Annotated in this window: 19 protein-coding genes; 15 read left to right on the top strand and 4 right to left on the bottom strand. The window is 44.9% G+C overall.

All coding sequences use genetic code 11. The annotated features are described in order from the left end of the window. Positions 1 to 73: 73 nt before the first annotated feature. The 5 genes from ACO08K_RS24925 (at position 74) to ACO08K_RS24905 (ending at position 8,014) form a co-directional block, all read left to right on the top strand. Complete coding sequence (locus tag ACO08K_RS24925; protein WP_421799202.1) at positions 74 to 1,408, top strand: glutamate-1-semialdehyde 2,1-aminomutase; 1,335 nt, start codon at positions 74 to 76, stop codon at positions 1,406 to 1,408. Between the two features lie 39 nt (positions 1,409 to 1,447). Next, positions 1,448 to 2,707, top strand: a complete 1,260-nt coding sequence (locus ACO08K_RS24920) for a DUF4910 domain-containing protein (RefSeq protein WP_421799201.1) — start codon at positions 1,448 to 1,450, stop codon at positions 2,705 to 2,707. 56 nt (positions 2,708 to 2,763) lie between these two features. Continuing rightward, a complete protein-coding gene (locus tag ACO08K_RS24915) occupies positions 2,764 to 5,781 on the top strand; it encodes a right-handed parallel beta-helix repeat-containing protein (RefSeq protein ID WP_421799200.1) in 3,018 nt (1,005 codons plus the stop codon). A 131-nt stretch (positions 5,782 to 5,912) separates the two neighbouring features. After that, complete coding sequence (gene gmd, locus ACO08K_RS24910) at positions 5,913 to 7,031, top strand: GDP-mannose 4,6-dehydratase (protein WP_421799199.1); 1,119 nt, start codon at positions 5,913 to 5,915, stop codon at positions 7,029 to 7,031. Between the two features lie 26 nt (positions 7,032 to 7,057). Continuing rightward, complete coding sequence (locus ACO08K_RS24905; protein WP_421799198.1) at positions 7,058 to 8,014, top strand: GDP-L-fucose synthase family protein; 957 nt, start codon at positions 7,058 to 7,060, stop codon at positions 8,012 to 8,014. Positions 8,015 to 8,118: 104 nt separating this feature from the next. Here the strand turns inward: ACO08K_RS24905 and ACO08K_RS24900 are convergent, their stop codons facing one another. The 4 genes from ACO08K_RS24900 to ACO08K_RS24885 form a co-directional block, all read right to left on the bottom strand. After that, the gene (locus tag ACO08K_RS24900; protein WP_421799197.1) at positions 8,119 to 9,300 is read right to left on the bottom strand and encodes a serine hydrolase domain-containing protein; all 1,182 of its coding nucleotides are present in this window, start codon (positions 9,298 to 9,300) and stop codon (positions 8,119 to 8,121) included. Next, complete coding sequence (locus ACO08K_RS24895; protein WP_421799196.1) at positions 9,297 to 9,902, bottom strand: hypothetical protein; 606 nt, start codon at positions 9,900 to 9,902, stop codon at positions 9,297 to 9,299. Before ACO08K_RS24895 ends, ACO08K_RS24900 begins: the two co-directional genes overlap by 4 nt. 189 nt (positions 9,903 to 10,091) lie before the next feature. After that, entirely contained in the window at positions 10,092 to 10,676 is a 585-nt protein-coding gene (locus ACO08K_RS24890; protein ID WP_421799195.1) for a YceI family protein, read from the bottom strand. A 109-nt stretch (positions 10,677 to 10,785) separates the two neighbouring features. After that, a complete protein-coding gene (locus ACO08K_RS24885; RefSeq protein WP_421799194.1) occupies positions 10,786 to 12,864 on the bottom strand; it encodes a beta-galactosidase in 2,079 nt (692 codons plus the stop codon). 380 nt (positions 12,865 to 13,244) lie between these two features. Here ACO08K_RS24885 and ACO08K_RS24880 point away from each other — a divergent pair, with 380 nt between their 5' ends. From ACO08K_RS24880 to ACO08K_RS24835, 10 genes are all read left to right on the top strand, one after another. Further along, on the top strand, positions 13,245 to 14,561 hold the full coding sequence (locus ACO08K_RS24880; protein ID WP_421799193.1) for a phosphatase PAP2 family protein: 1,317 nt from the start codon (positions 13,245 to 13,247) through the stop codon (positions 14,559 to 14,561). Positions 14,562 to 14,744: 183 nt separating this feature from the next. After that, positions 14,745 to 15,323 (top strand): non-canonical purine NTP diphosphatase, encoded by a 579-nt coding sequence (locus tag ACO08K_RS24875; protein WP_421799192.1) that lies wholly within the window; start codon positions 14,745 to 14,747, stop codon positions 15,321 to 15,323. Further along, a complete protein-coding gene (locus ACO08K_RS24870) occupies positions 15,323 to 16,036 on the top strand; it encodes a LytR/AlgR family response regulator transcription factor (protein ID WP_421799191.1) in 714 nt (237 codons plus the stop codon). Before ACO08K_RS24875 ends, ACO08K_RS24870 begins: the two co-directional genes overlap by 1 nt. Positions 16,037 to 16,040: 4 nt before the next feature. Next, complete coding sequence (locus tag ACO08K_RS24865; protein ID WP_421799190.1) at positions 16,041 to 16,571, top strand: GNAT family N-acetyltransferase; 531 nt, start codon at positions 16,041 to 16,043, stop codon at positions 16,569 to 16,571. 223 nt (positions 16,572 to 16,794) lie between these two features. After that, the gene (locus ACO08K_RS24860; RefSeq protein WP_421799189.1) at positions 16,795 to 17,028 is read left to right on the top strand and encodes a hypothetical protein; all 234 of its coding nucleotides are present in this window, start codon (positions 16,795 to 16,797) and stop codon (positions 17,026 to 17,028) included. A gap of 90 nt (positions 17,029 to 17,118) precedes the next feature. Continuing rightward, positions 17,119 to 17,880 carry an SDR family NAD(P)-dependent oxidoreductase gene (locus ACO08K_RS24855; protein ID WP_421799188.1) on the top strand — a complete coding sequence of 254 codons (762 nt, stop codon included), beginning with the start codon at positions 17,119 to 17,121 and terminating at the stop codon, positions 17,878 to 17,880. 10 nt (positions 17,881 to 17,890) lie between these two features. Further along, positions 17,891 to 18,916, top strand: coding sequence for a LacI family DNA-binding transcriptional regulator (locus tag ACO08K_RS24850; protein ID WP_421799187.1), 1,026 nt, complete (start codon positions 17,891 to 17,893; stop codon positions 18,914 to 18,916). A gap of 128 nt (positions 18,917 to 19,044) precedes the next feature. Further along, a complete protein-coding gene (locus ACO08K_RS24845; protein ID WP_421799186.1) occupies positions 19,045 to 19,917 on the top strand; it encodes an inositol oxygenase family protein in 873 nt (290 codons plus the stop codon). A 302-nt stretch (positions 19,918 to 20,219) separates the two neighbouring features. Then, on the top strand, positions 20,220 to 23,252 hold the full coding sequence (locus tag ACO08K_RS24840; protein ID WP_421799185.1) for a SusC/RagA family TonB-linked outer membrane protein: 3,033 nt from the start codon (positions 20,220 to 20,222) through the stop codon (positions 23,250 to 23,252). Positions 23,253 to 23,328: 76 nt separating this feature from the next. Then, a complete protein-coding gene (locus ACO08K_RS24835; RefSeq protein ID WP_421799184.1) occupies positions 23,329 to 24,948 on the top strand; it encodes a RagB/SusD family nutrient uptake outer membrane protein in 1,620 nt (539 codons plus the stop codon). The last annotated feature ends 61 nt before the right edge of the window (positions 24,949 to 25,009 follow it).

Below are 25,009 nucleotides of genomic sequence, written 5' to 3'. Positions count from 1 at the left end.
GGCTTCCTATTTTGGGCTTTAACCTGGGTGATGCCAGGCGATTAAAACGGGAATAAAAAACCTCACCACACACATGCAACACAAAAACTTCGAAAAATCGCTTGAGTTGAAGAAAAAAATTCATCAACTCATACCTGGGGGCTGTCATACTTATGCAAAGGGGGACGATCAATTCCCAGAATTCCATCCGCCTTATCTTACCAGAGGTGAGGGTTGTAGGGTTTGGGACATTGATGGCAACGAATACATCGAATACGGGATGGGATTGCGCGCTGTAGCGCTGGGCCATGGATACCCAGCTGTAATTACCGCGGCTTGCCAACAAATGTGGAAGGGCATCAATTTTGCCCGCCCAGCCACGATTGAGCTGGAGGCAGCCGAGGCTTTTTTAAAAGTGGTGCCCGGTGCCGATATGGTCAAATTTGCTAAAAACGGATCGGATGTCACCACAGCGGCACTCAAACTGGCCAGGGCTTACACTGGGCGGGATATGGTAGCCATTTGTGCGGACCATCCATTCTTTTCGGTTGACGACTGGTTCATTGGCACCACTGCGGTCAATGCAGGAATACCCCAATCGGTACGCGACCTGACCGTAACTTTCCAATTCAATAACCTGGAAAGTGTCAAGTCCATGTTTAACCAATACCCAGGTCAGTTGGCTTGCCTGATCATGGAAGTAGAAAAAAACGACCCTTTTGACCCAGAATTCCTTCATGGAGTCCAACAATTGTGTAAGGAAAATGGCACGGTATTTATCCTCGATGAAATGATCACTGGTTTTCGTTGGCATATCGGAGGTGCACAAACCCTGTACAATATCGTTCCTGATCTCTCTACCTTTGGCAAAGCCATGGGCAATGGCTTTGCTATTTCGGCTCTGGCCGGGAAAAGAGAAATTATGGAGCTGGGTGGTTTGCACCACGACAAGGAAAGGGTGTTTTTACTGTCTACTACGCACGGAGCTGAAAATCACGCCTTGGCAGCTTTTATCGCAGTGGTTAAAGAATACCAGGAAAAAGACGTGATCGGACACATGCAAGTTCAAGGAGAACGGCTTCGGCTGGGTCTTAATCAATCGATAGCCCATCATGGCCTACAAGACTATGTAGGGATACATGGTTTTCCGGTATGTTTGGTTTTTTCTACCCGCGACGAACAACGCCGCCCCTCGCAACCTTTCCGAACCTTATTGTTGCAAGAATTGATCAAAGGAGGAGTCATCGCTCCAAACCTGGTGTTGAGTTATGCACACAAGGAAAAAGACATTGATCAAACCGTCGAAATTTTCCATGAAGCGCTTGGCATTTATCAAAAAGCAATCACGGAAGGTGTAGAAAATTATTTAGAAGGGGAGTCGGTACAGCCAGTTTACCGCAGATGGAACCAGTTGGAGAAAAACCATTAATTTGGATTTATGGAGAGCCTAGTTTCAACCGGCGCAAGCATGTATGCTTTAGCTGAAAGATTGTTCCCGATTTGTAGAAGCATCACTGGAAATGGAGTACGCCAATCCTTACAGATACTTCAGGAATACATTCCCATCGAAATACACGAAGTGCCCAGTAATACGCCCGTTTTCGATTGGACGGTGCCTAAGGAATGGAATATTCGAGATGCATGGATTATCGGCCCTGATGGGAAGAAAATAATTGATTTTAAGGACCACAATCTCCACATCCTACAATACAGCACACCTATACACCAAGTGATGGGCTTGGAAGATTTGAAGAAGCACCTCTTCACACTGCCCGATAAACCTGATTTGATTCCTTACCGAACTTCTTACTATCAGGAAAATTGGGGTTTTTGTATGGCCCACAATCAATATCTGGACTTGCAGGATGGAGAATATGAAGTCTATATTGATTCAACCTTGGAAGATGGCAGTTTGACTTACGGCGAGCTTTATATTCCAGGCGCTTCGCAAGAAGAGGTACTTTTTTCGGCCCATATTTGCCATCCTTCGTTGGCCAATGACAACCTTTCGGGGATTGGTTTATTGACCTTTTTGGCTCAACTACTTCGGGAACAAAAAAACCGGTACTCTTATCGGTTTCTGTTTATTCCTGGAACCATCGGTTCCATTACCTGGCTGGCCCGGAATGAACATAAAGTTGACCACATTAAACATGGCCTGGTTGTTTCTCTGGTCGGGGATGCTGGCGGATTTACCTTTAAAAAAAGCCGGAGGGGTGATTCCGAAATTGATCAGGTGGTTTCTTATGTATTGAGGAATTCTGGCTACCCTTGTGAAGTCATCGATTTTTTTCCTTACGGTTATGATGAGCGTCAGTTTTGCTCGCCAGGATTCAATCTCCCAGTTGGCAATTTAACGCGTTCGCCTTTTGGCAGTTATCCCGAATACCACACTTCTGGCGACAACCTCCAACTGATTCAGCCCAATTTTCTGCAAGCCTCATTTGACATCTATTTGGAAATTGTTGAGATTTTGGAACAGAACTTCTTTTTTCAAAATCTTCACCCAAAATGTGAACCACAATTGGGAAAAAGAGGCTTGTATGCAGCCATTGGAGGGGATAGTGACCAAAAAGAATTACAAATGGCAATGCTTTGGTTATTGAATTTTGCAGATGGCAAAAACTCCCTTTTAGATATTGCAGAAAAATCTAAAATAGCATTTAAATTGATGCAGAAATGTAGTAAACTCCTCATTGATAATAAATTGTTGAAGTATTTCGGATAACAAAGAAAGTTACTTTGCGTTCTTATTAGCGAGTAACTTATATTAAAAAACCGATTATGAAACAATTCACACTTCTGACGCTGCTAGTTCTTAGCAGCGCACTCAACTCATTTGCAGCCAATTACTATTTTTCTGCCTCAACAGGAGATGACAACAGAAGCCCTTTACAGGCGCGAAATGCTCAAACTCCCTGGAAAACAATTACGAAGTTAAATACCTTCTTTTCCCAACTTCAGCCCGGAGATTCTGTGCTGTTTAAACGTGGAGAGGTTTTTTCCGGTGGCATACAAATCGTTAAATCTGGCTCGGCTTCCTTACCCATCGTTCTTGCAGCTTACGGAAATGGTGTACCTCCCGTGATCAGTGGATTTTCCAATATTTCAACCTGGACTCCGGTTGGTGGTGGTATTTTTGAAAGTCCAGTGATCAATACCGCAGGAAAAGTAAACATGGTGGCAATCAACAATGTCAGCTACGCCATGGGCCGATATCCCAACGCCGATGCCAGCAATAAAGGATTTTTAACTTTTGAAGGGCATGGAAGTTTGTACCTCATTGACAATCAATTGCCCGAAAGCCCTGCCTGGAATAATGCAGAATTGGTGGTTCGAACTTCCAGATGGACCATCGAAAGGGTACCAATTACCACTACGACTAAAGCCAGAATTAACTACAGTAAGGCTACCGATTACAATTTAGTGGATGGCTATGGCTATTTCATTCAAAATGACCTCAAAACACTTGATCAATTTGGGGAGTGGTATTACAATCCGACGACAAAAAAACTCAATGTTTTTTTTGGTACAAAATCTCCCTCGGCCTATAGTGTTCAAATTGCAACGACCAATACCCTGATTGAGTCAAAAGCCAATGACATTGTAATTGCCAATTTGGTTATCAAAGGGGCCAACCAATACGGAGTTTATTCCAATGCAGCCAATTTGAAAAACCTGAAAATCAAAAACACCCAGATCCTGTTTTCAGGAATAGATGGCATACGTGTGCACAACTGTGCGAATTTCACCTTGGAAAACTCCGAAATCATCAATTCCAACAGCATTGCCGTTAATCTGAAATACGACGCTACTAATGCCGTTTTAACCAACAATAAAATCCGAAATACGGGTGTTTTTCCAGGTATGATTACGGAAAATCAGGCCTATGGGATCATCAGTTATACAAAAGGATTTAAAGCAGAATACAACCACATTGTCAAAACAGGATATGTTGGCATCAGATTTGCTGGCGACAATAACCTCATCAAAAACAACTACATTGACACTTTTTGCCTGGTTATTGATGATGGAAGTGGAATTTATACCTGGACAGGGAAGCCCAATACTACTTTTTTGAATCGGAGTGTTGTTGGCAATATTGTGTTGAATGGTTTGGGCGCACCCGAAGGCACCAATCGCACCGATTATGCTGCTGCGGAAGGAATTTACCTGGATGACAATGCCACAAATGTTGATGTCATTGGGAATACCGTTGCGAATTGTGTCAACAATGGCATTTATATTCACAATGCAAGAAACATCAAAATCCAAAATAACACCCTGTACAACAATAAAGTACAAATCAAAACGGTACATGACGATTTAGGGAATCCCATCACCAATGCGGTTTTTACGGCCAATAACCTTTTTTCAAAAACGACCAATCAAACAACCTTTTATTTCAAGTCGGACGCAAATGACTTTGCCACCATGGGAAGCTTTTCCGGGAATTATTATGTCCGCCCCTTTGACGAAAACCTGACCATTATGGCGGATTTCAATCAGGCTGGGGTGGGTAGTGTTAAAAAAATGTACGATACCCGAGGACCGATGCTCCCTTATGGAAAAAACCTCGATGGTGGCGGAGGCACAATGCGATTTCGGCCCTACAACTTGGTCTCAATTGACGCCAGTCGCAATAAATACAACAATCCCGGATTTGAGAACACTTCAATGGGCGTGTCTTGTTGGTCGCCCAATGGCGATTGTGCGACAACCTGGTCTACCAACAGTGTGCTGGATAAAAGAGCCGTAAAAATCTCCGGAAAAACCCAGGGAGTAGTGGCTTTGAATTGTGGGGCGATTGATCGAACCAAGCAGTACATTCTACGTTTCAGTGCCAAAGCAGAACGAGAAACCCAGATTGAGGTGTTTTTACGACAAAGTACCTCCCCATGGAATCCTATCTCCAACTCGAAGAAAATTTACCTCAACCCAAACAGAACGGAATACGAGGTACTCTTTTCATTTCCAAGCTCTGTATCCGCAGGCCACTTGATCTTTCAAGCATTCAATGAGAATTTCTCCTATTGGTTGGACAATGTAGGTCTATTTGAAGCCTCTGCGGTTAATGTGAAAGAGGATGAAATCATCAGATTCGAATACAACCCGACCTCATCAGATAAGACAGTCCCACTGGCAACCAGTTATGTGGATGTAAAAAATACTACCTATACCGACAAAGTGGTTTTGAAGCCTTATACTTCAATTGTTTTAATGAAAAAAAACGGGAACCTTCCCAATTCCTCGGGTAGCATGGAAGGGTTCAATTCCCGCATCGATGACTGCCGGGTACTGTTGGATTGGACTTGGACACTCAATGACAATTTCGACCATTTTGAATTGGAGGAGAGTAGGGATGGAAATACTTTTGTTTCAATTGCAAAGATCAAAAACAATGGAAAAACGGGCTTACAATCCTTTCAATTTCTGGATGCTGAAATTCAGAAGCTGAATTATTACCGCTTGAAGTATGTTTACAAAGATGGAAAATCTTCCTATTCCGAAATTTTGGAAGAAAAAACAGACTGTGAAGCAGATGACTGGCAAATTTATCCTAACCCTTTAAATGGGGGAAACGCCGAATTAACCATCAAGTTGTTTACTCGGGAGTCTTCGGTCATTTTCACGATCATTGATCAATTTGGTCGTAAAATCAAATCTTTCCAAGCAGAAACCATTTCAGGTTGGAATACAATCAGATGGAATTTGCCAGATTTGTATACTGGAATGTATTATCTCCACCATTCTGGCATCTTGCTCAGTAAGGCCCTTCCTTTTGTGGTGGGCAGAAACTAGCACTTAAATAAGAATAAAAGCATTTCTTTTTGAGCCTTTATCTCTGGTAATGACAGGGGTAAAGGCTTAAAATTTATTTCAAAATTGGCGGCAAACCAAGCAACTATAGTAATTCGAAAATTTTAATTGACATGAACAAAAAACGAGCCTTACTAACCGGGATTACAGGCCAGGATGGAGCCTATCTCAGTGAATTGCTTCTAGCCAAAGGGTATGAAGTACATGGAATTAAACGTCGCTCTTCCTTGTTTAACACCACCCGGATCGATCATCTTTATCAAGACCCTCATGACCGGGGTTTGAATTTTTTTCTCCATTACGGGGATTTGACCGATTCATCTAACCTAATTCGGATCGTTCAGGAAGTCCAGCCTGATGAAATTTATAACCTCGGAGCTCAATCACACGTGCAGGTTAGTTTTGAATCGCCCGAATACACCGCCAATGCAGATGGAACTGGGGCACTTCGCTTGTTGGAAGCCATACGATTTTTGGGTTTAGAGAAAAAAACAAAATATTATCAAGCTTCTACCTCAGAATTGTACGGCTTGGTACAAGAAGTGCCTCAAACCGAACGTACTCCTTTTTACCCGCGTTCTCCATATGGGGTAGCCAAACTTTATGCCTACTGGATCACAGTCAATTACCGAGAGGCTTACGGTCTTTATGCTTGCAATGGCATCTTATTTAACCATGAGAGCCCACTACGTGGTGAAACCTTCGTTACGCGCAAAATTACCCGAGCAGTGGCCAAAATTGGGTTGGGTTTACAGGACAAACTTTTCCTAGGTAACCTTGATGCTCAGCGAGACTGGGGACATGCCAAAGACTATGTAGAGGCAATGTGGCTGATGCTTCAACAACCAAGCCCTGAAGATTTCGTGATTTCGACTGGAGTAGCAACCTCGGTTCGTGATTTTGTGAGAATGGCCTTTCAAGAAATAGGCGTGGAACTGGAATTTAAAGGAGAAGGGAGTAATGAAATTGGTATAGTTGCAGCATCAAATGATCCTGAATTTCATTTAGAGCCAGGTCGTGAGGTCGTTGCCATCGATCCAAGGTATTTCCGACCTGCCGAGGTTGATTTATTGATTGGTGATAGCTCCAAGGCCCGCCAAAAACTGGGTTGGGAGCCTAAGTATGATTTGAATGAGTTGGTGAGTGAAATGGTAGTAGCTGATTTGGATTTATTCCATCAAAACCGCGTACTCAAAAATGCTGGTTTCGCCATAAAAAATGAATTTGAATAAAACAATAACAGGCAAATTTAAATGTGATGGAAAAGTCTAGCAAAATTTACATTGCTGGTCATCGAGGAATGGTGGGCTCAGCCATTCTTCGTTGCTTAAAAAAGCAAGGGCACGAAAATTTGGTCTTGCGAACTTCAATTGAACTTGATTTACGCAATCAAGCAGCCGTTGAGGCATTTTTTGAACATGAAAAGCCAGAATATGTTTTTCTCGCGGCTGCTAAAGTTGGAGGGATCATTGCCAACAATACCTATAGAGGGGAGTTCTTGTACGACAACTTGATGATTCAAAACAATGTCATTCATGCAGCGAAAGAAGCAGGTGTGAAAAAGCTGTTGTTCCTTGGTTCATCATGTATTTACCCAAAATTGGCACCACAACCACTCAAAGAAGAACACCTCCTTTCAGGTTTTCTGGAACCTACCAATGAACCATACGCCATTGCAAAGATTGCAGGCATCAAATTATGTGAAGCTTATCGAAGTCAATTTGGCTGTAACTTTATTTCTGCAATGCCTACCAATCTTTATGGACCCAACGACAATTACGATTTACAAACGAGCCACGTATTACCCGCAATTATCCGAAAATTTCACGAAGCCAAAGTTAAAGAAGAAGGCTATGTAGAAATTTGGGGAAGCGGGAAACCGCTACGAGAGTTTTTACACGTGGATGACCTGGCTGAAGCTAGTCTTTTCCTCATGCTCAATTACAACGAAATCGGTCACATCAATATCGGCACTGGTGAGGATTTAAGCATTTTAGAATTGGCTCAACTCATTAAAACGATTGTTGGCTATACCGGGGATATTCGTTTAAATACCTCTAAACCAGATGGCACACCACGTAAATTGATGGATGTGTCAAAAATCCATGCCTTGGGATGGAAACACAAAATTGGATTGAGAGAAGGAATCGAACGAACTTACGCTGGCCTGGAAAAAGAATCGTGGTTTCAGCAGTTGGAACCAAGTAGTATATGAAACTAATTTCCAGGTAGAGCATAACACTCTATTTATCCAAATTTGACAAAAGGCTACAGCACTGATCTGCTGTGGCCTTTTGTCGTTTTGTGCTGGGATAATGTTTATTTTTTTGTCGCCAAAATTATTTTTTCCATGGCACTTTTAGTCGAAACAGCCTGGTCAATCTTCCCATAATTGCTGTTCACAGCATATACGACTGTAGTCCCATCTTCAGGAAAATACATCATATTGGCGTAATACCCGATGGCGTCACCACTGTGGAAATAAGCTATGCCGCGGGGTGTTTCCATTCTGAAAATGCCCAAACCGTATTGAATGGGATAAAACTCAGGATCTTGTTCCTTAGGCGCTTTCCAGCTCAACATGGCCTGCAGCGAAGTCGGTTTAATGATTTTTCCGGCCATTAAGGCCTTAAAAAACACCGTCATATCATAAGGATTTGAAATTAAACCACCATCGGCGGTATAATAATCCCAACCACTGTAATAGGTGCTTTCGATCACCTGCAAGTTGCTGTACAAGTCGATGTAGCCTCGAATGATGTTGTGTGGAACAGGGTTTTTTCCAGCGAATGAGGTATATTTTAATTTGAGTGGCTGGAAAATTTTTTCATCAAAAACCTGATAAAGGGCTTTGCCCTCGATTTTTTCGATCAATAGCCCGAGTAAGATGTAATTGGTATTGGAATAACGGATGTCGGCCTCGGGTTCAAAATAAGCAGGTTTGTCGTAGGCGTATTGCAGCAAATCCTCGGCGTGCCATTCTTTGATCAAGTTGTTGATTGACGCCGTTTGAAACTGGGCACTTTGGATGTAGTTGTAAATCCCGCTGCTGTGTTGTAAAAGCTGGCGGATGGTTGCTTTTTCGGCGTTTTTGATGCGTTTGATGGAGGCTCCACTCAAATGCTCCGCAATTTTTTGATCCAAATTCAACTTCCCTTCTTCCTGCAATTTAAGGATAAGGGTCGCCGTGTACATTTTCACGGTGGAGCCGACTCTGGTGATGTGGCAGGGCATCAAGTCAATGTTGTTGTATAAATCTGCTTTGCCGCTACTGCCGAGCCAGAGGCCGTCCTGATCCTGCACCGACATACTCACGCCTACCACGCCACCTTTTTGGGTCATGTCGTCGATTTGGGCCTGGTATTTTGAGCGGCGGGGATGGGATTGACTGCTGTCTTCAAAATTGAAGTTGCAAGTGTAGTTATTCGGGCTGATGACTTCTCCTTTTTGACAGGAAAACAAGGTCAGAATCAGTAAACCGAGTATAGATAGGGTTTTCATTGTCTCAGGTTCTTTTTGGTGAGGAAAAATTTGGTGCCCACATGCAAGTTCGTATGGGTCATCAAGGGAATAAAGCCAGGGGAATAAGGATATTCCAGCCAGGATTGGTAGCGCAAAAAGATTTTAGGGCTATTGGGCTGGTCTTTTTTTAAATAAAAACCTACATCAAAAGCCAGGGAGGCCAGCAAGCGGGCATTGCCCCGATCATTTTTATTGAGGTATTGCCCATCCTGAAAACTGAATTCTTCCGCCGTAGCAAAAGTGTGCAAGTACCCCAGCCCAAATAAGGCACTGAAAGCAGGGCCCGATTTTAACCGTTGCTCGTAGCCCAGCTCAGAGTATACACCTATGCCGTGGTTGAGGCGATGATGGTAGAAATAGCTGAGGTTGGCAGTTTGGAAAAGACGGGCCGAGGGTTTGGTCTTTAGGTTGAACTCGGTTCCGATTTGCAGACCAGGGTGAATCGGGGTAGAAAATGCCTGGGTGAATGGGATGGCAGTGGCTTCGTTGAAAAAGGAAAGGTTGAAGGGGATGAGTTTGTTTCCTTGCCCAAAGCTCAGCAATGGAAGGAAATAGAAAAAAATGCCAAGGAATTTACGCATTGTACGTGGGCTTTGGTTACTGAAATGTGTAATCCATTGCCCCTCAATACAAAATCGAGGAAGAGAACAAAGTTTACACAGTCGGTGATTCGAACCTTTTTCTAAAGGATCACAGACAAGATGCAGCATTGTCCTCTTCCCCCTATGGGATGATCTAAAAACCTAAAATTTTGGTTTTAGCTTCAAGGATTACTTCGGCAAAGCCTTATTAAACTCCCCGGTAATCCGCAGTTGAATCTCATCGCTAACAAAAGCCGTGGTCAGGTTTTGGCCCACGGTGAACTCACTTCTTTTGATGGTTCCCAAAGCCTTGATGCCTACCTGGATGTTCTTGGCATTTTTGTTCGGGTTTTCTACCGGGCCGTTCATGGTCACATCCAATGTCAGAGGCTTGGTGATGCCTTTGATGGTTAGGTTCCCGGTCATGGTGTACAGGTTCTTTTTTTTCTTTTTGAAGGAAGTACTTTTGAAGGTAATGGTCGGGAATTTTTGAACATCAAAAATATCCGGGCTGCGCAGGTGATTGTCGCGCATTTCCAGTTCGGTATTGAGGCTCGCCGTTTCAATGGTCACTTCAAAAGCAGCATCGGATAAATCGTCTTTGGTGGCAGTCAAAGTGGCTTCGTATTTTTTAAAAAAGCCATCCACCTCCGAAATACCGTGGTGCTGTACAATGAAGGCTACTCTGGAGTGGCCTTTGTCGTTGACCCATTGGCCAAAAGCCAAAACGCTAAACAGACAAAATACGGGGATTAAAGCAAAAATCTTTTTCATTTGTGTGGTGTTTGTACCTGGCGTTTTTCCATAACTGCACAGGTGTGATGAAACAAAATTTATAAAAAGGGCTTTCATCTCAGTATTTTTTTTGCGATATACGCATAACTTAATTTTCCTCCACAATCCTTACCCCCCAAGGCTCTAAGTCCAGAGCAGCATTCATCAAAACCACTTTGTCGCCCAGTAACTCTTTGCCAGCTTTGTGCGGATAAATCACTTTTTTAGCCGCACTGGAATAATTGAAGTAATAGTGGATTTTTTTACCAGCTGAGTTGACACCCATTTTGGTGATGAGTGGGAAATGCAACTGCTGATCGGCACCCCAAAGCTTTGCTTTTTCGAGGGCGGCTTTGACAATTTTTTCGGTTTGCAAGGGCGTCGTCATGGCTGCCACGTAGGTAGCTACCCCCTGACCGTATTGATTTTGAGTCACTGCAGCGTATTTGCCCCAAACCGGATGATCGTAATAAGCCAGTACTTTAGCCGTAGTGGGTGTAAGCAATTCCATCCAGGTGTGGATGTTATTCTGGGCGCCTACTCCGAAAGGATCACCTTTCAAACTGACCTTGTTGGGTATGACAAACTGGCTGTAACTGATCCCACAAGCTTCGTTGATGATTCCAGGCTGAATGCTGCTGCGCACTTTGACATTTTCATCCGAAAAGCCAGATTTGAAAGTGTACAAGACATGGCCGCCGTTTTTGACAAATTGATTGAGTTTGAGCAGCAAAGCGTCACTGGCAGCATACAATGCGGGGACGATGATGAGTTTGTATGCACTGAAATCTTCTACTGATGGGTCGATAAAATCTGTGCCTACATTTTGGTTGTACAAGGCATCGTAATAGGGCCGCAAGATGTCATTGTAGGTTTCACGGGCACCCCAGCCAAAACTAAAGGCATTGAAGGCCGTGAGTGCCTCATTGCTGAACAAAACCGCTACCTCATTTTTTTTCTTGAGATTGATCAGTTTAGGACTCAATCGCTGGAAATCTTTGCCAATGGTTTGGGCCTCATTGTAGGTTGGGTTGGGCTCAAAGTCGTGGCTTAACAAGCCCTTCCAGTAGGTCTCAGCTGAGTTGTGTATCGAATGCCAATGCCAATAACCCACCATGTTGGCCCCAGAAGCCAGGTGGCTGAATGCCTGCAAACGCAGTTGATTGGGAAAGGGCACCCATTGTGGGAATCCCTGCGCTTCGGTTTCGATCACAAAATAGTTTTTGCCACCTTTCATCGAGCGGGCCATGTCGCCGCCGAAGGAGATTTCAATACCCGTCAAACTTTCCTGGGTAGGGTGATAGATGTCGATACCCGCAATGTCCAGCGCTTTTGCTGCGGCAAAGTGATCAACATCAGGTTGTACCCCAAAAGAATAACCCCGCCACTCCAGATCAAAATTTTGAGTAACGAATTGATTTGGCTTGGCGTATTCTTTTACAATTTTGCTTTGCCAGGCCAGGAAATCGGTCACCAGTTGCCGTTGAAATCTGGCAAATTCAGACCTCAAACTCGCATTGATAGAGCCGTTCACCGAAGGAAAATCTTCCCAATTGTTGATGCGGTTGCTCCAATAATCCAGGCCATAAATTTTATTGATGTTGTCCAGGGTTTTGAACTTGGTTTTCATGTACTGAACAAACTGCTTTTGTACATTATCCCCCGAAGTTTGGTAAGATTTGGTTTCATTGTCCACCTGATAGCCAATGATCGCCGGGTGGTCTTTGATGTGTTCCATCATTTTGCGGATTACCCGCTCGGCATGGAAGAGGTAGTGCTCGTTGGTGATGTCCATGTTTTGCCGGGCACCGTACTGCCTGGGACCTTGTGGGGTCACCGCCAAAACGGAGGGATACTTTTTGACCAACCAGGTAGGCACCGCATAGGTCGGCGTACCAATGATCACCTTGATGTTGGCTTTGTGCATGGCATCCAGCACCCGGTCGATGTGGTAGAAATTGAACACGTTGTCCTGTGGTTCAACGGTGCTCCAGGTGGATTCGGCGATGCGGACGAAATTGATACCGCTGGCTTTCATCATCGCGATGTCCTTATCCAGGCGCTCGTAGGGCATGTATTCGTCGTAGTACGCCACCCCAAAGAGCAGCTCATTGGAGACCTGGGCATAACTGGAGCTGGATAAAGAAAGACTGATCTGGAGCGTCAGTAAATAGATGATCTTCTTCATGTTGTTGGCGCGCAGATGAAAGGTTACCTGATAATTGCGATATCGAGTGCAAGATAGCTACTGGTTCAATTTTTTTGTTTCGCATTGGGTTTATTTTCGGCAAACACTGCACTTTTTCTTTTCGCTATCGCCAGAAACGGTTTACTAATTGGATTGTGCTGCACCATACTACTGGACATTTTACTCGGAGGACATGAGTTGCCACGCGCTAAAGCACGTGGCAATTCATGTCCTTCGAGTCTGAAATACAAAAGTGTCCAATAGTGCGGCGGGCACTCATTGACCAACTCTTGTTATTCGTTTACCGGAATTGGTTGTTGATTGACGCACACTTGAAGGGTTTTTCCAATAGAGATAGTATTGCCCAAAATACTTCATTTATGCAAAGGAAATTACCCATGTTAGCAGCCCTGTTTTTACTGGTTGCTCCATTGTATGCCCAGGAAGGATCTAGTGCAGGTACCTGGAAAACCTGGTTTATCCCATCTGGCCAAACCTATCGATTGCCCGCTCCAAGCACTTACAAAGACGAGATTGCACAAGTGCTCACTCAGCAGCAAAAGCTTGATGCAGCAAGCCGCCAACAAATCATGTATTGGAATGCTGGCGCCCCCGGCTACCATTGGCAACACCTAATGGGCCAATTGTGGATGAATGACGCCAGCAACAACGGCGCTCTGGCCAATATGCTGCTCAGCGTAGCCATTTATGACGCCACCATCAGTGCTTGGGATAGCAAATACACCTACAAGCGCCCTCGACCTTATGTGGCAGACAAACGAATCAAGGCGTTGATTGTGAACTCCCCCAGCCCGAGTTATCCTTGTGAGCACTCGGTTGCGGCAGGTGTCGCGGTTACAATCATCAGCCATTTTTATCCAAACCTGGCCGATTCGGTCCAACACATGGCCCAGCGACTAATGGCTTCGCGGGTTGCCGCTGGGGTGGCGTTTCCCAGCGACACTAAGGCAGGTTTTGATTTGGGAAAAAAGATTGCCGAAAAGGAAATCGAACACACCAAGGATTTTACCACCAAGCAAGTTTGGGATGGCAAAATGCCAAGTGAGCCGGGTCTCTGGAAAGGCAAATACGCTGCACTTCCCTTGGCTGGTTTGAACAAAACAGTGGTTCTGGCAAGCAGCAGCCAATATCGGCCTGGCCCACCACCTGATTTTGCCAAGGACATGGAGGAGCTCAAAAAGCACAAACCTACTTTCAACTCGATTGCCAATGCCTTCCATTTTGCCAGTGAGTCGGTTTGGGAGGATTTGCTGGAGAAAAAAATCTTTGAAAACAACCTCCATCTCAATCCACCACGTGCTGCCCGGATCTACGCCATTGCTGCGATAGGCATTTACGATGGATTCAGCGCCTGTTGGGATGCCAAATACATCTACTGGGGCATTCGTCCAGATCAATACGACACCACTTTTCAACCAGTGTTGATCCATACACCTCCTTTCCCCGGCTACCCTTCAGGTCACGCTGCCATTGGTGGGGTCATGGGGGAGTTATATGCCTACTTTTTCCCTGCTGAAAGTGACTTGTTTCGGCAAAGGGCAAAGGATGGGGCTGAATCCCGTTTTCAAGGGGGTATCCATTTCCGCACAGACAACGAAGTGGGATTGGAATTGGGGAAAAAGGTTGGGACCGCTATCATCAATCGGGTGAAGAATGATGGGGCGGACCACAACTAAGGTGCTTCTTCAGTGCCTCAGGTTTCTTAGGTGGTGAAAAGAAAAAAGCCTGCGAAGCAGGAATAATTTTACCACCTAAGAAACCTGAGGCACTGAAGGAACACCTTAGAAATAAACTGCACCAACTTGGAACTTGGTGCAGTTTATTTTTTTTAATTACCTTGATCGCGCAAATAACCCGCCATGAAAACTTTGATTTTTGCTTCAGCAAACCCCAATAAAATCCGCGAAGTACGCGAAATGCTAGACGGCCTGTATGAGGTAAAGGGCCTGCACGACATCGGTTGTACCGTAGATATTCCAGAAACGGCTGACACTATAGAAGGCAATGCCTTGCTAAAAGCTCGGTACGTGGTGGAAAATTACGGGCTGAATTGTTTTTCTGAAGACACTGGCCTCGAAGTCACTGCCCTTGGCGGCGCCCCTGGGGTACACAGCGCCCGCTATTCAGGCGAAGACCGCGATCCTCAGGCGAATATAGATTTATTGCAAAAAAATCTGGAGCCTCACGCCGACCGAAGCGCCCGCTTTAAAACCGTAATCGCCTTGATTTTGGATGGTCAGGAATACTTGTTTGAAGGCCTGGTGTACGGTCAAATCCGCAAAGAACAATACGGTGAAGGTGGTTTTGGCTACGATCCCATTTTTGTGCCCGATGGCTACTCGCTGAGTTTCGCTGAAATGGACAAAAATGAAAAAAATGGCATCAGCCATCGGGGTAGGGCAGTGCAAAAACTCCTGGATTTTTTGAAAAACGGCTAATGAAACCAAGTTACCGCTGCCTGATTTTGGAGGATGAACCACCCGCCGCCCGGGTGCTGTTGCGCTACCTGCAAGACTATCCCGAATGGACTTGTATGGGGGTGCACCATTCCCCAAAAACGGCAATGACTGTACTCGAAGCGGAGGCTCCTGATTTGTTGTTTTTGGACATTCATTTACCTGACATAAGTGGTTTGAATGTGCTCCGTCAATTGTCGCATCCACCTATGGTTGTGTTTACAACGGCTTATCCCCAGTATGCGGTGGAAGGTTTTGAGCTGGCCGCCCTGGATTACCTATTGAAGCCCATTTCTCCCGAACGGTTTCAAAAAGCCATGGAGCGGGCACTGGAGCGTTTGGAACAGGAACGGATTTTGGAAAAAACCGGTCAAGACAGTGGATTTTTGAGCATTCGGGCTGATCGAAAAGTGCATCGTTTGCCTTTTCAGCGCATTTTGTATTTGCAGGCACTGGATGACTACGTCAAAATCATCAGCACGGAAGGAAGCCTATTACCCAAAATAACCCTGTCTCAACTGGAAAAGGAACTGCCCGATCAGCTCTTTCTGCGCATTCACCGCTCTTATATTGTTAACCTCAAATTTTTGCAAAACTACGATCAGCAAGAGGTAAGCATCGCCGATCGCAAATTGCCAATTGGAAAATCCTTCCGGGAACTGGTTAGCGCCCGATTAAGAAACATTGAATTTTAATATCATGCCTGAAATCCTTCAAACCCAGCGCCTGATTTTGCGCAAATTGAGCTTCAACGATACCGATTTTATCATTGAATTGGTCAACAGCCCCGGCTGGTTGCAATACATTGGTTACCGCAATATCCACACTACGGAAGATGCCATCAGATACCTCGGGGATGGTCCTCTTAAAAGTTATGAGCAACACGGCTTCGGACTTTTATTGATCCAACTCAAAACGACAGGAACCCCAATTGGGATGTGTGGTTTGCTCAAAAGAGATACTCTACCTTTGCCGGATTTAGGTTATGCCTTATTGCCTGCTTACGAAGGCAAAGGGTACATCACCGAAGCTACCAGTGCTTACTTGACTTATGTTGAGCAGCAGTTACAAATTGAAAAATTGATGGCCATTACCAGCCTGAACAATGAAAAATCCATTCGGGTATTGGAGAAACTGCACTTTGTTTTTGAGCGCTACATGAACATGTCTGGGGATGATAATCCTGTACGTCTATTTAGTTGGACTGCTCCTGATTCACCTGAAAAATAGGCTCTTAAATTAACTGTAAAATAGACATTTCATCTTTTTGCATCTTTTTGGAACTTTTTCGTAATTTTTTGCATTCTTCTGCAACCAATTGGTTTGTTGACTCGTCTTTCCTTTTACACGGTTCAAGACGAAAATTCAACACTTCAGTCGATTAAACCAGACTGCAAGTAGAAAAAGACCTAATTTCGTTCCCGAAACCACAACTCAATTTAAGTTGTACATTATGAAAAGGAAATTGATACTCAAAACTGCACTTTTTAGCTTCGTTGCCTTCGGCGGTTTGTACTCCTTTTTATACCTCAATACGGTCGCCAAATCTTCAGAAGATGGCCAGGTGCTCCAATTTGGTGAAAAACAAATCATGGAGCAGATTGATGAACTGGAGGAGAAGAAAATCCTGCCTGAAGTATTTTTACTGGAAAAACTGGTTGAGATGGGCAAAAACCTCATCCCATAAGTTTTTTCTTTTCCTATACGCCTTCTTTTTTCTTTCCTTAGCGAATATCCGCTATTTTGCGACACGAATTGAACCGTAAAACGCTCACTCATGTCGCAAAATCCCTTTCGCCTCGATGGCCGCGTAGCCATCATTACGGGTGCCAGTAAAGGCATCGGGGCCTCAATCGCCCAAACATTTGCAAGCAACGGTGCCAAAGTAATCGTCAGCAGCCGCAAACAAGCTGCGGTAGATGAAGTCGTTGCTGAAATTCAGGCTGCGGGGGGCGAAGCATTGGCTGTTGCCGCCCATGTGGGAGATACCCAAGCGCTGGAAAATCTCGTTAAACTCGCCGTTGAACAGTACGGCAGGATCGATATTTTGGTCAACAATGCCGCAACCAATCCCGTTTTTGGCCCCCTGGAAGACAGCGTGGATGCCATGGATAAAATCATGCAAATCAACGTCAAAGCTCCCCTCGAACTCGCTAAGTTTGCCCTTCCTTATCTCAAAGCCCAACCCAATAGCGCCATCATCAACATCAGCAGCGTTGAAGCTTTTATTGCCACCGAAGGCCTAGGCTGTTACAGCGTGAGTAAAGCAGCTTTGAATATGCTAACCAAATCGATGGCCAAAGAATGGGGGAAATATGGCATCCGGGCAAATGCCATCTGCCCGGGCTTGATCAAAACCAAATTTAGCGAAGCCCTGTGGTCCAATGAAGCCATGCTGAAGTATTACCTCAAACAAACACCACTTGGTCGTATCGGGGAGCCGCAGGAAATAGCTAATCTGGCGCTTTTTTTGGCCTCGGATGCTTCGACCTATTCCACCGGCGCGATGTTTATGGCAGACGGGGGGATTTTGCAATAATCGTTAAGGAATGAACAGCAAAAATCCCGTAACCATAAAGGACATCGCCAAAAAGTTTAAGTGCTCTCCCTCCACAGTATCACGAGCCTTGAACAATCATCCGCTGATCAATGAAGATACCCGGCGGAACATTCAGGATTACGCTCAAAAAGTAGGTTATCAGCGCAATTCAGTGTCCCTGAGCTTGCTGAATAAAAAATCGGCAACCTTGGGGGTGATTGTACCAACCCTCAACCATTTTCATGAAACAGCGATGATTGAAGGGCTCCAAAGTGTCCTTCAAATCCACGGATATATGTTGGCGATTTGTGTGACCAATGAGAGTTACCTGCTTGAAAAACAATATATTGATAAATTACTTGCCAATAGGGTAGAGGGCGTTTTTTTATCCATCTCGCAAGAAACCTACGATTCTGGGCATTATGAACACCTCGATGACATGAGTCGAAGGAACATTCCCCTTATTTTTATTGATAGAGAATACGATGGAGTAGCAACCAGTAGTATAACTGTTGATGACTACCTGGGTGCATTCGCGGCTACTGAGCACCTGATCCAGCGGGGCTGTCGGCGCATCGCCCATTTGAAAGGCCCAAACGGCCTGGCGGTATCCGAGCAGCGATTCAGGGGGTATAAGGAATGTTTGGCCAAATATTCCCTGGACTTCAACGAAGAATTGATTGCAACCACCAATTTTAAAGCTGAAAGTGCAATTGTCCCCATGCGTCGATTGATGGCTTTGAGCCAGCCACCTGATGGCGTTTTTGGGGTGAATGACTACGTTTCGATCGCAGCCATGCAAGTCATTCTGGGCATGGGCTTTTCCATCCCTGCACAGGTAGCAGTCATTGGTTTTGACAACTCACCATTTTCAGCTTATGTCAATCCTTCCTTGTCATCAGTCAATCGCTCCAGCAAGATTTTGGGTGAGGAAGCTGCCCGTCTGTTTTTAAACAATATGGAAGGCAATACCCAGCAAAAAGAGCATATTATTTTGCCTCCTGAACTAATTATTAGAGAATCTACTTTGACTTGAATTTATGTGCAAAATCCGGTTTAATTCATTTTTGCAAACGTTTGCATTAAATCTGGTCGCCCAAGCCTAGGTATTCGTCTTATCTTTAAGTGCAAGTTTTGCATTCCAATCACTCAGATCAAACAATAATGGCAACGTTTACAGAAAATGAAATTGCACCTTTAGCCAGCATTGAAGAATGGGAAGACGATGTACTCATTCGTTACCCAGAGCCCCACCAACCCGCCAAAACCAAGGAAGAATACCGCAACTATGATACTCCACAACGCGATACTGTAAAAGAGTTTTATCGCTTGAATCATACCTATCAAACTTATGATTTCGTAAGGGAGAAAGAAGCTGATTTTTTGAAGTTTGACAAAAAGGAAATGCGGGTTTGGGATGCCTGTGATTTCCTGAACACGCTGGTGGACGATTCGGATCCAGATACTGATCTCGATCAATTGCAACATTTGTTACAAACATCTGAAACCATAAGAGCCGATGGACATCCCGATTGGTTTGTTTTAACCGGCTTTTTGCATGATTTGGGCAAGGTCTTGTGCTTATTTGGCGAGCCCCAATGGGCTGTAGTAGGGGATACCTTCCCGGTTGGTTGCCAATATTCAGACAAGATTGTTTACCCAGAATTTTTTGAGGCCAATCCTGATTCAAAGGATGCCCGTTACAATACAAAATACGGCGTTTACGAGCCAAACTGCGGTTTGCGTAATGTACACATGTCCTGGGGGCATGATGAGTATTTGTACCAAATGCTCAAAGACTACTTGCCTGAGCCAGCCTTGTATATGATTCGTTACCATTCATTTTATGCACAGCACCGCGAACATGCATACGACCATTTGATGGATGCACACGATCATGCCATGTTTGAATGGGTCAACAAATTCAATCCGTATGATTTGTACTCAAAAGTGCCTGTTCCACCGAATGTAAAAGAGTTGAAACCCTACTACGAGGATCTCATTGCGAAATACTTGCCAGAGACCTTGAAATTTTAAATTTCTCTCCAGGAGTTCTTGCCAAATAAAGTTACCACTAGCTAAAACCAACTAAGCTTAGCTTTGGACACCAAATTATCAACAGCTCAAGTGTGCTTTTGATGGCTTATTTAAAGGTTCAAATCTTGAAATAAGCCACCAAAGGCAGTTGTAACCCTACTACTTTCTACTATTAAAGCCATTTTACAAAATTTTGATTCAATGCAGCTACTGACCATGGCTTGCGTAACGTAAACTTTATTTTTTAACACCAAATTTTTTAACACCAAACACCTTCTTTCACTAGTTTAAACAACATTAGCATGAAACAAGTACCAATGCTCCTGCACAGGATGCTACTGCTATGCCTATGCGCATTACTTTCCTTACCAACATTTGCAGATTCAGCTTCTGCCGATATAACTGTATCGGGAAAAGTGACTGCTGCTGACAACAACGAGCCTTTGATCGGGGTCAACATCCGCGTCGAAGGAACCAGCAATGGTGCCGTGACGGATATAGATGGCAATTACTCCCTTACTTGCGCGTCTGATGCAACTTTGGTTTTTTCCTTTCTAGGGTACGCTGAACAAAAGGTTTCAGTCAACAACCAAAAAGTGATCAATGTATCTTTGGCCAATGCGGCAAGTGCGCTGAATGAGGTTGTGGTAGTTGGTTACGGACAATCTTCCCGCAAGACTTTGACCAGTGCGGTAACCACCATGAAACCCGAAGACCTCAACCGGGGGGCCATCAGCGATGTTGGCCAATTGTTACAAGGCAAGGTTCCTGGCCTCAACATCTCGGCAAGTGGCGACCCCAATCGCCCCGCTGCCGTGATCCTGAGAGGGGCATCTACCATCAATAGTTCACAAGGCCCTTTTTACGTGATTGACAACGTACCCGGTGCCGACATCTCAACCATTGCGCCAGACGACATTGCCACGATTGATGTGTTGAAAGACGCAGCGGCAACAGCTATTTACGGGAATCGTGCAGCCAATGGGGTCATTATGATCACCACCAAAAAAGGCAAAAAAGGCCAAGGTGTTGTTTCGTACAATGGTTTTGTAGGATCGGAAACGGTTGCCAGCCGCCTCGATATGATGAATTCAGCTGAGTTGAAAGCTTTTTTGGCTGCTAATGGGCAATCCATGACCCCTGCCAATGACAAAGGGGCTGATACCGATTGGCAAAAAGCGGTACAAAGAGAGCAGGCGATGTCCTACAACCACAATTTATCCTTCAGCGGCGGCGGCGAGCACCATACCTACAGCGCCAGCCTCAACTACATGAACAAGGAAGGGATTTTGTTGGAAAGCAATTTTCAGCGGGTTATCGCCCGTCTGCAATTTGACCAATCTTTGTTGAATGACAAGGTCAAGTTGGGGATGCAGGTGTCAAACGCATCAACAAAATCGGATTATACCCCTCAACGCAACAGCGTTTTAGGCCAGATGATCACTTATTTACCTACCTCCCCGGTTAGAAACCCGGATGGTACTTTCTTTGAAAACTTTACGACCGGGGGGTATTTCAACCCGGTAGCGATGGTTGAAAATGGCCAGGATCAGACCAAATTCAACAACTTGATTGGCGCTTTTACCGCGCAAGTGCAGTTGCCATTTGGTTTGAGTTACAATATGAATTTTTCCCACCAAAGGTCAACCTCCTTGCATGGTGAGTATTATGGCAGTTATTACTCCCAGTACAACAGTGCCAATTTTTACTACAAACCGGAACCACCTGCTGTCCACTTCCTGCAAAACTTTGGCACCAATGGCTCGGCGGTGCGGAACACTTACGAGAACACCAACAACATCCTGGAGACCTTTTTGACTTGGAACAAAACCTTTGGTAGCCACGACATCAAAGCGGTGGTCGGTTATTCCTGGCAGGACAACACCATCGGGGATGGTTTCCAGGTGACCAGTACCAACTTCCCGGTTGACAACATCGGTTTCAACAACTTTGCCTTGAGTAACCCTTATGCAATCAATGGTTACCGCATCAATTTTGGCGCGGATGGCATTTATCAGCAAAACCGTTTGATCTCTGATTTTGCCCGTTTGAACTACAGCTTCAACGACAAATACTTGTTGCAAGGATCGATCCGCCGGGATGGTAGTTCGGTGTTTGGTGAGAACAACCAGTGGGGTTACTTCCCTTCAGTAGGAGCCGCTTGGCGGGTTATCGAAGAAGGATTTATGGAAAATCAGAACTTCTTTGATGACCTGAAAATCAGAGCCAGCTATGGAGTAACGGGTAACTCTTCGGGTTTCAACGCCTATACGGCCCTGTTCCTATCTGGTAGCCTCGGTTCTTATTACAACAACGGCACCCTTACGGCAGCTTTAGGCCCGACAAAAGCAGCTAATCCAGATTTGCAGTGGGAAAAAACAACAACCAAAAACATTGGCCTGGACTTCTCTATCCTGAAAGGTAAGCTCAGCGGTACCGTGGAAGTGTACGAAAAAACCACTGATGGCATGATTTACAGTTATGCCGTGGATCGGGTTTTAGTACCCGCAGGTAGCATCGTTGCCAATGGTGGGAGCATGAACAACAAAGGAGTAGAATTGAGCCTTAACATCACGCCCATCAGCTCTAAAAACTTGTATTGGACTTCTGGAATCAACCTGGCCAGCAACACCAACAAAATTGTGAGTCTGAGCAACCCGCTGTTTTCTGGTGGTGATGCAGTGCGTTTGACCCAGCCTGAAGGCAGTGGCCAAACGGGTAGTACCCTCCAGATTTTGAAAGCAGGCTACCCATTGGGCCAATTTTTCTCCTTTAGCTATGCTGGAAAAGATGCCAATGGCATATCTCAATACTTCAAGAAAAATGGAGAATTGACAACTACACCGGCCATTGGAACGGATTATTACTACGTTGGTAGCCCTCAGCCTAAGTTGTTGTTGGGTTGGACAAATACTTTGCGGTTTGGCAACTTTGATTTCAACTTCTTCATCAGAGGGGTTTTTGGCAACAAAATTTTCAATGCTACTCGCGCCGATTTGTTCAGACCAACTACCGCACAATTCACCAATATCTTGACTGATGTCGCTTCCGAATCAGCCAAAGACGTCAATTCGCATCGGTATTCTTCCCGTTTCGTTGAAGATGGTTCTTATGTGCGTCTCGACAATGCGACCCTGGGGTACACCATCAAAGGCATCAGCAAATACCTGCAATCTGTAAGGATTTATGCAGCGGTCAATAACGCCTTTACCTGGACAAAATACACCGGCATTGACCCTGAAGTCAATCAAGGCGGTATTGCTCCAGGGGTAGATACCAACAACTTTTATCCCAAAACACGTACCCTGATGTTGGGTTTGAACACTTCTTTTTAATTCATTAGTGGATGGTGGGTTTTTGGTGTGAAGAACGCTAAAGGCCAATCACTAACCATATTAAATCATTGACACCATGAAAAAGTCATTTATAAAAATAGTTTTACTGGCCGGTATCATTTCTATAATGCCAGCTTGTCATGATTTGGATGTTCCGATCACATCCGCTTTGACTCCCGATGCCTTTCCTAAAACCCAAGCACAATTTGTCCAGGCCGCCGGACCAGCTTACGCGGCGCTGCGGGGCAACTTTGCTTTGGATTATCACTTCTTGCAGTCACAAAGTACGGATGAGTCCATCATGCCCGCACGTGGTGGCAACTGGTACGACAACCAGGGTTATTTAATGCCGCACTACCATTCCTGGACGCCCGATCACGGGATGACCAACTCTGCCTGGAGCTGGTTTTCCAATATCGTTGGGACTACCAATCAAGCCCTGGCTATTTTGGGTGAAAACATGCCTGACAACAATACGACCAAGCCACAAATGTTGGCAGAGCTGCGGATGGTGCGGGCGATTGCTTACTTCATGTGGATGGATTTGTTTGGCAATGTACCAATCATCACAACCTATGGCGATTTTACCCCCAAAGCCAATGCTCCACGTGCCGAAGTTTTCGCTTTTATTGAAAAAGAAATCAAGGATGCTTTACCCAGCTTGAGCACTACAGTAGATGTAAGCACCTATGGTAGGCCCACGGCATTTGCGGCCCAGGCCTTGTTGGCTAAAATGTACTTGAACGCGGAATACTATACAGGTACAGCCAAATACAATGAATGCATTACTGCTTGTGATGCCGTAATTAGCTCCGGCAAATTTGCCATCGAACCGCGGGCTTCTTACCTGCAAATGTTTTATCCTAACAATGGACCAGCCATGAAGGAATTCATTTTTGCCATACCTTACGATCCGGCAATGGCCTCATTACCAGGCACAAATGGCTTCCAATACCATGCTCGTTATGATGTGTTGCGCTCACAAACCAAGCGTTACAGTCTGCCCTTTACACCCAGTGCACCACGGAGTACTTTGCCTGAATTTTATGCTCATTTCACCAGAGACTCCAACGACATTCGCAATAAACAGTGGTTGGTTGGCAAACAATACAATGCGGATGGATCGCCACTGATGGTGACAACCACCAAAAAGGGGTATGACCAATTTTACACAGGTTCAGATGGCGGCGCTGCGCTTACTTACCATGTCGAAATCACACCGGATATTACCCTGAGACAAAGTCCAACTTTATTCGATTGTGGCAACGATGAAATTGCCTGGAACATGGGCATTCGCAATGTCAAGTTTTATCCTGATGCAAGCTCCACCAGCCGCAATCAGAACAATGACATTCCATTTTTGCGCTATTCCGACATTATTTTGATGAAAGCGGAGGCCATTCTGAGGGGTGGGGCTGCAACTGGAGGCGCAACTGCACTTTCCCTGGTAAATCAATTGCGGGCACAAAGATCAACAAGTCCAGCCTGGACAGCTGTCACTTTGGAAGACGTGTACAGTGAAAGATGCCGCGAATTGGCCTGGGAAAGCTGGCACCGCAACGATATGATTCGTTACGGAAAATTTGAAGGAAAATGGGGCTTTAAAACGAATACGGATACTTATCGCCGTATTTTGCCCATTCCAACGAATGCATTTGTGCTTAATCCAGCTTTGAAACAGAATCCTGGATATTAGGCTGCTAAATATTGAGAGGAACATGCTCTTCGGGGCATGTTTCTCTTTTTAAACGGGTGTA

Source organism: Haliscomenobacter sp., assembly GCF_965225875.1.
GTDB lineage: Bacteria > Bacteroidota > Bacteroidia > Chitinophagales > Saprospiraceae > Haliscomenobacter.
Note: the sequence above shows the minus strand (reverse complement) of the source record. Positions and strands in the feature narration are given on the sequence as shown.

What these genes read in the sequence shown, in the direction of transcription:
- ACO08K_RS24925 (WP_421799202.1), top strand. Translation starts at nt 74, where the DNA reads ATGCAACACAAAAACTTCGAAAAATCGCTTGAGTTGAAGAAAAAAATT.
- ACO08K_RS24920 (WP_421799201.1), top strand. Translation starts at nt 1,448, where the DNA reads ATGTATGCTTTAGCTGAAAGATTGTTCCCGATTTGTAGAAGCATCACT.
- ACO08K_RS24915 (WP_421799200.1), top strand. Translation starts at nt 2,764, where the DNA reads ATGAAACAATTCACACTTCTGACGCTGCTAGTTCTTAGCAGCGCACTC.
- gmd (WP_421799199.1), top strand. Translation starts at nt 5,913, where the DNA reads ATGAACAAAAAACGAGCCTTACTAACCGGGATTACAGGCCAGGATGGA.
- ACO08K_RS24905 (WP_421799198.1), top strand. Translation starts at nt 7,058, where the DNA reads ATGGAAAAGTCTAGCAAAATTTACATTGCTGGTCATCGAGGAATGGTG.
- ACO08K_RS24900 (WP_421799197.1), bottom strand. Translation starts at nt 9,300, where the DNA reads ATGAAAACCCTATCTATACTCGGTTTACTGATTCTGACCTTGTTTTCC.
- ACO08K_RS24895 (WP_421799196.1), bottom strand. Translation starts at nt 9,902, where the DNA reads ATGCGTAAATTCCTTGGCATTTTTTTCTATTTCCTTCCATTGCTGAGC.
- ACO08K_RS24890 (WP_421799195.1), bottom strand. Translation starts at nt 10,676, where the DNA reads ATGAAAAAGATTTTTGCTTTAATCCCCGTATTTTGTCTGTTTAGCGTT.
- ACO08K_RS24885 (WP_421799194.1), bottom strand. Translation starts at nt 12,864, where the DNA reads ATGAAGAAGATCATCTATTTACTGACGCTCCAGATCAGTCTTTCTTTA.
- ACO08K_RS24880 (WP_421799193.1), top strand. Translation starts at nt 13,245, where the DNA reads ATGCAAAGGAAATTACCCATGTTAGCAGCCCTGTTTTTACTGGTTGCT.
- ACO08K_RS24875 (WP_421799192.1), top strand. Translation starts at nt 14,745, where the DNA reads ATGAAAACTTTGATTTTTGCTTCAGCAAACCCCAATAAAATCCGCGAA.
- ACO08K_RS24870 (WP_421799191.1), top strand. Translation starts at nt 15,323, where the DNA reads ATGAAACCAAGTTACCGCTGCCTGATTTTGGAGGATGAACCACCCGCC.
- ACO08K_RS24865 (WP_421799190.1), top strand. Translation starts at nt 16,041, where the DNA reads ATGCCTGAAATCCTTCAAACCCAGCGCCTGATTTTGCGCAAATTGAGC.
- ACO08K_RS24860 (WP_421799189.1), top strand. Translation starts at nt 16,795, where the DNA reads ATGAAAAGGAAATTGATACTCAAAACTGCACTTTTTAGCTTCGTTGCC.
- ACO08K_RS24855 (WP_421799188.1), top strand. Translation starts at nt 17,119, where the DNA reads ATGTCGCAAAATCCCTTTCGCCTCGATGGCCGCGTAGCCATCATTACG.
- ACO08K_RS24850 (WP_421799187.1), top strand. Translation starts at nt 17,891, where the DNA reads ATGAACAGCAAAAATCCCGTAACCATAAAGGACATCGCCAAAAAGTTT.
- ACO08K_RS24845 (WP_421799186.1), top strand. Translation starts at nt 19,045, where the DNA reads ATGGCAACGTTTACAGAAAATGAAATTGCACCTTTAGCCAGCATTGAA.
- ACO08K_RS24840 (WP_421799185.1), top strand. Translation starts at nt 20,220, where the DNA reads ATGAAACAAGTACCAATGCTCCTGCACAGGATGCTACTGCTATGCCTA.
- ACO08K_RS24835 (WP_421799184.1), top strand. Translation starts at nt 23,329, where the DNA reads ATGAAAAAGTCATTTATAAAAATAGTTTTACTGGCCGGTATCATTTCT.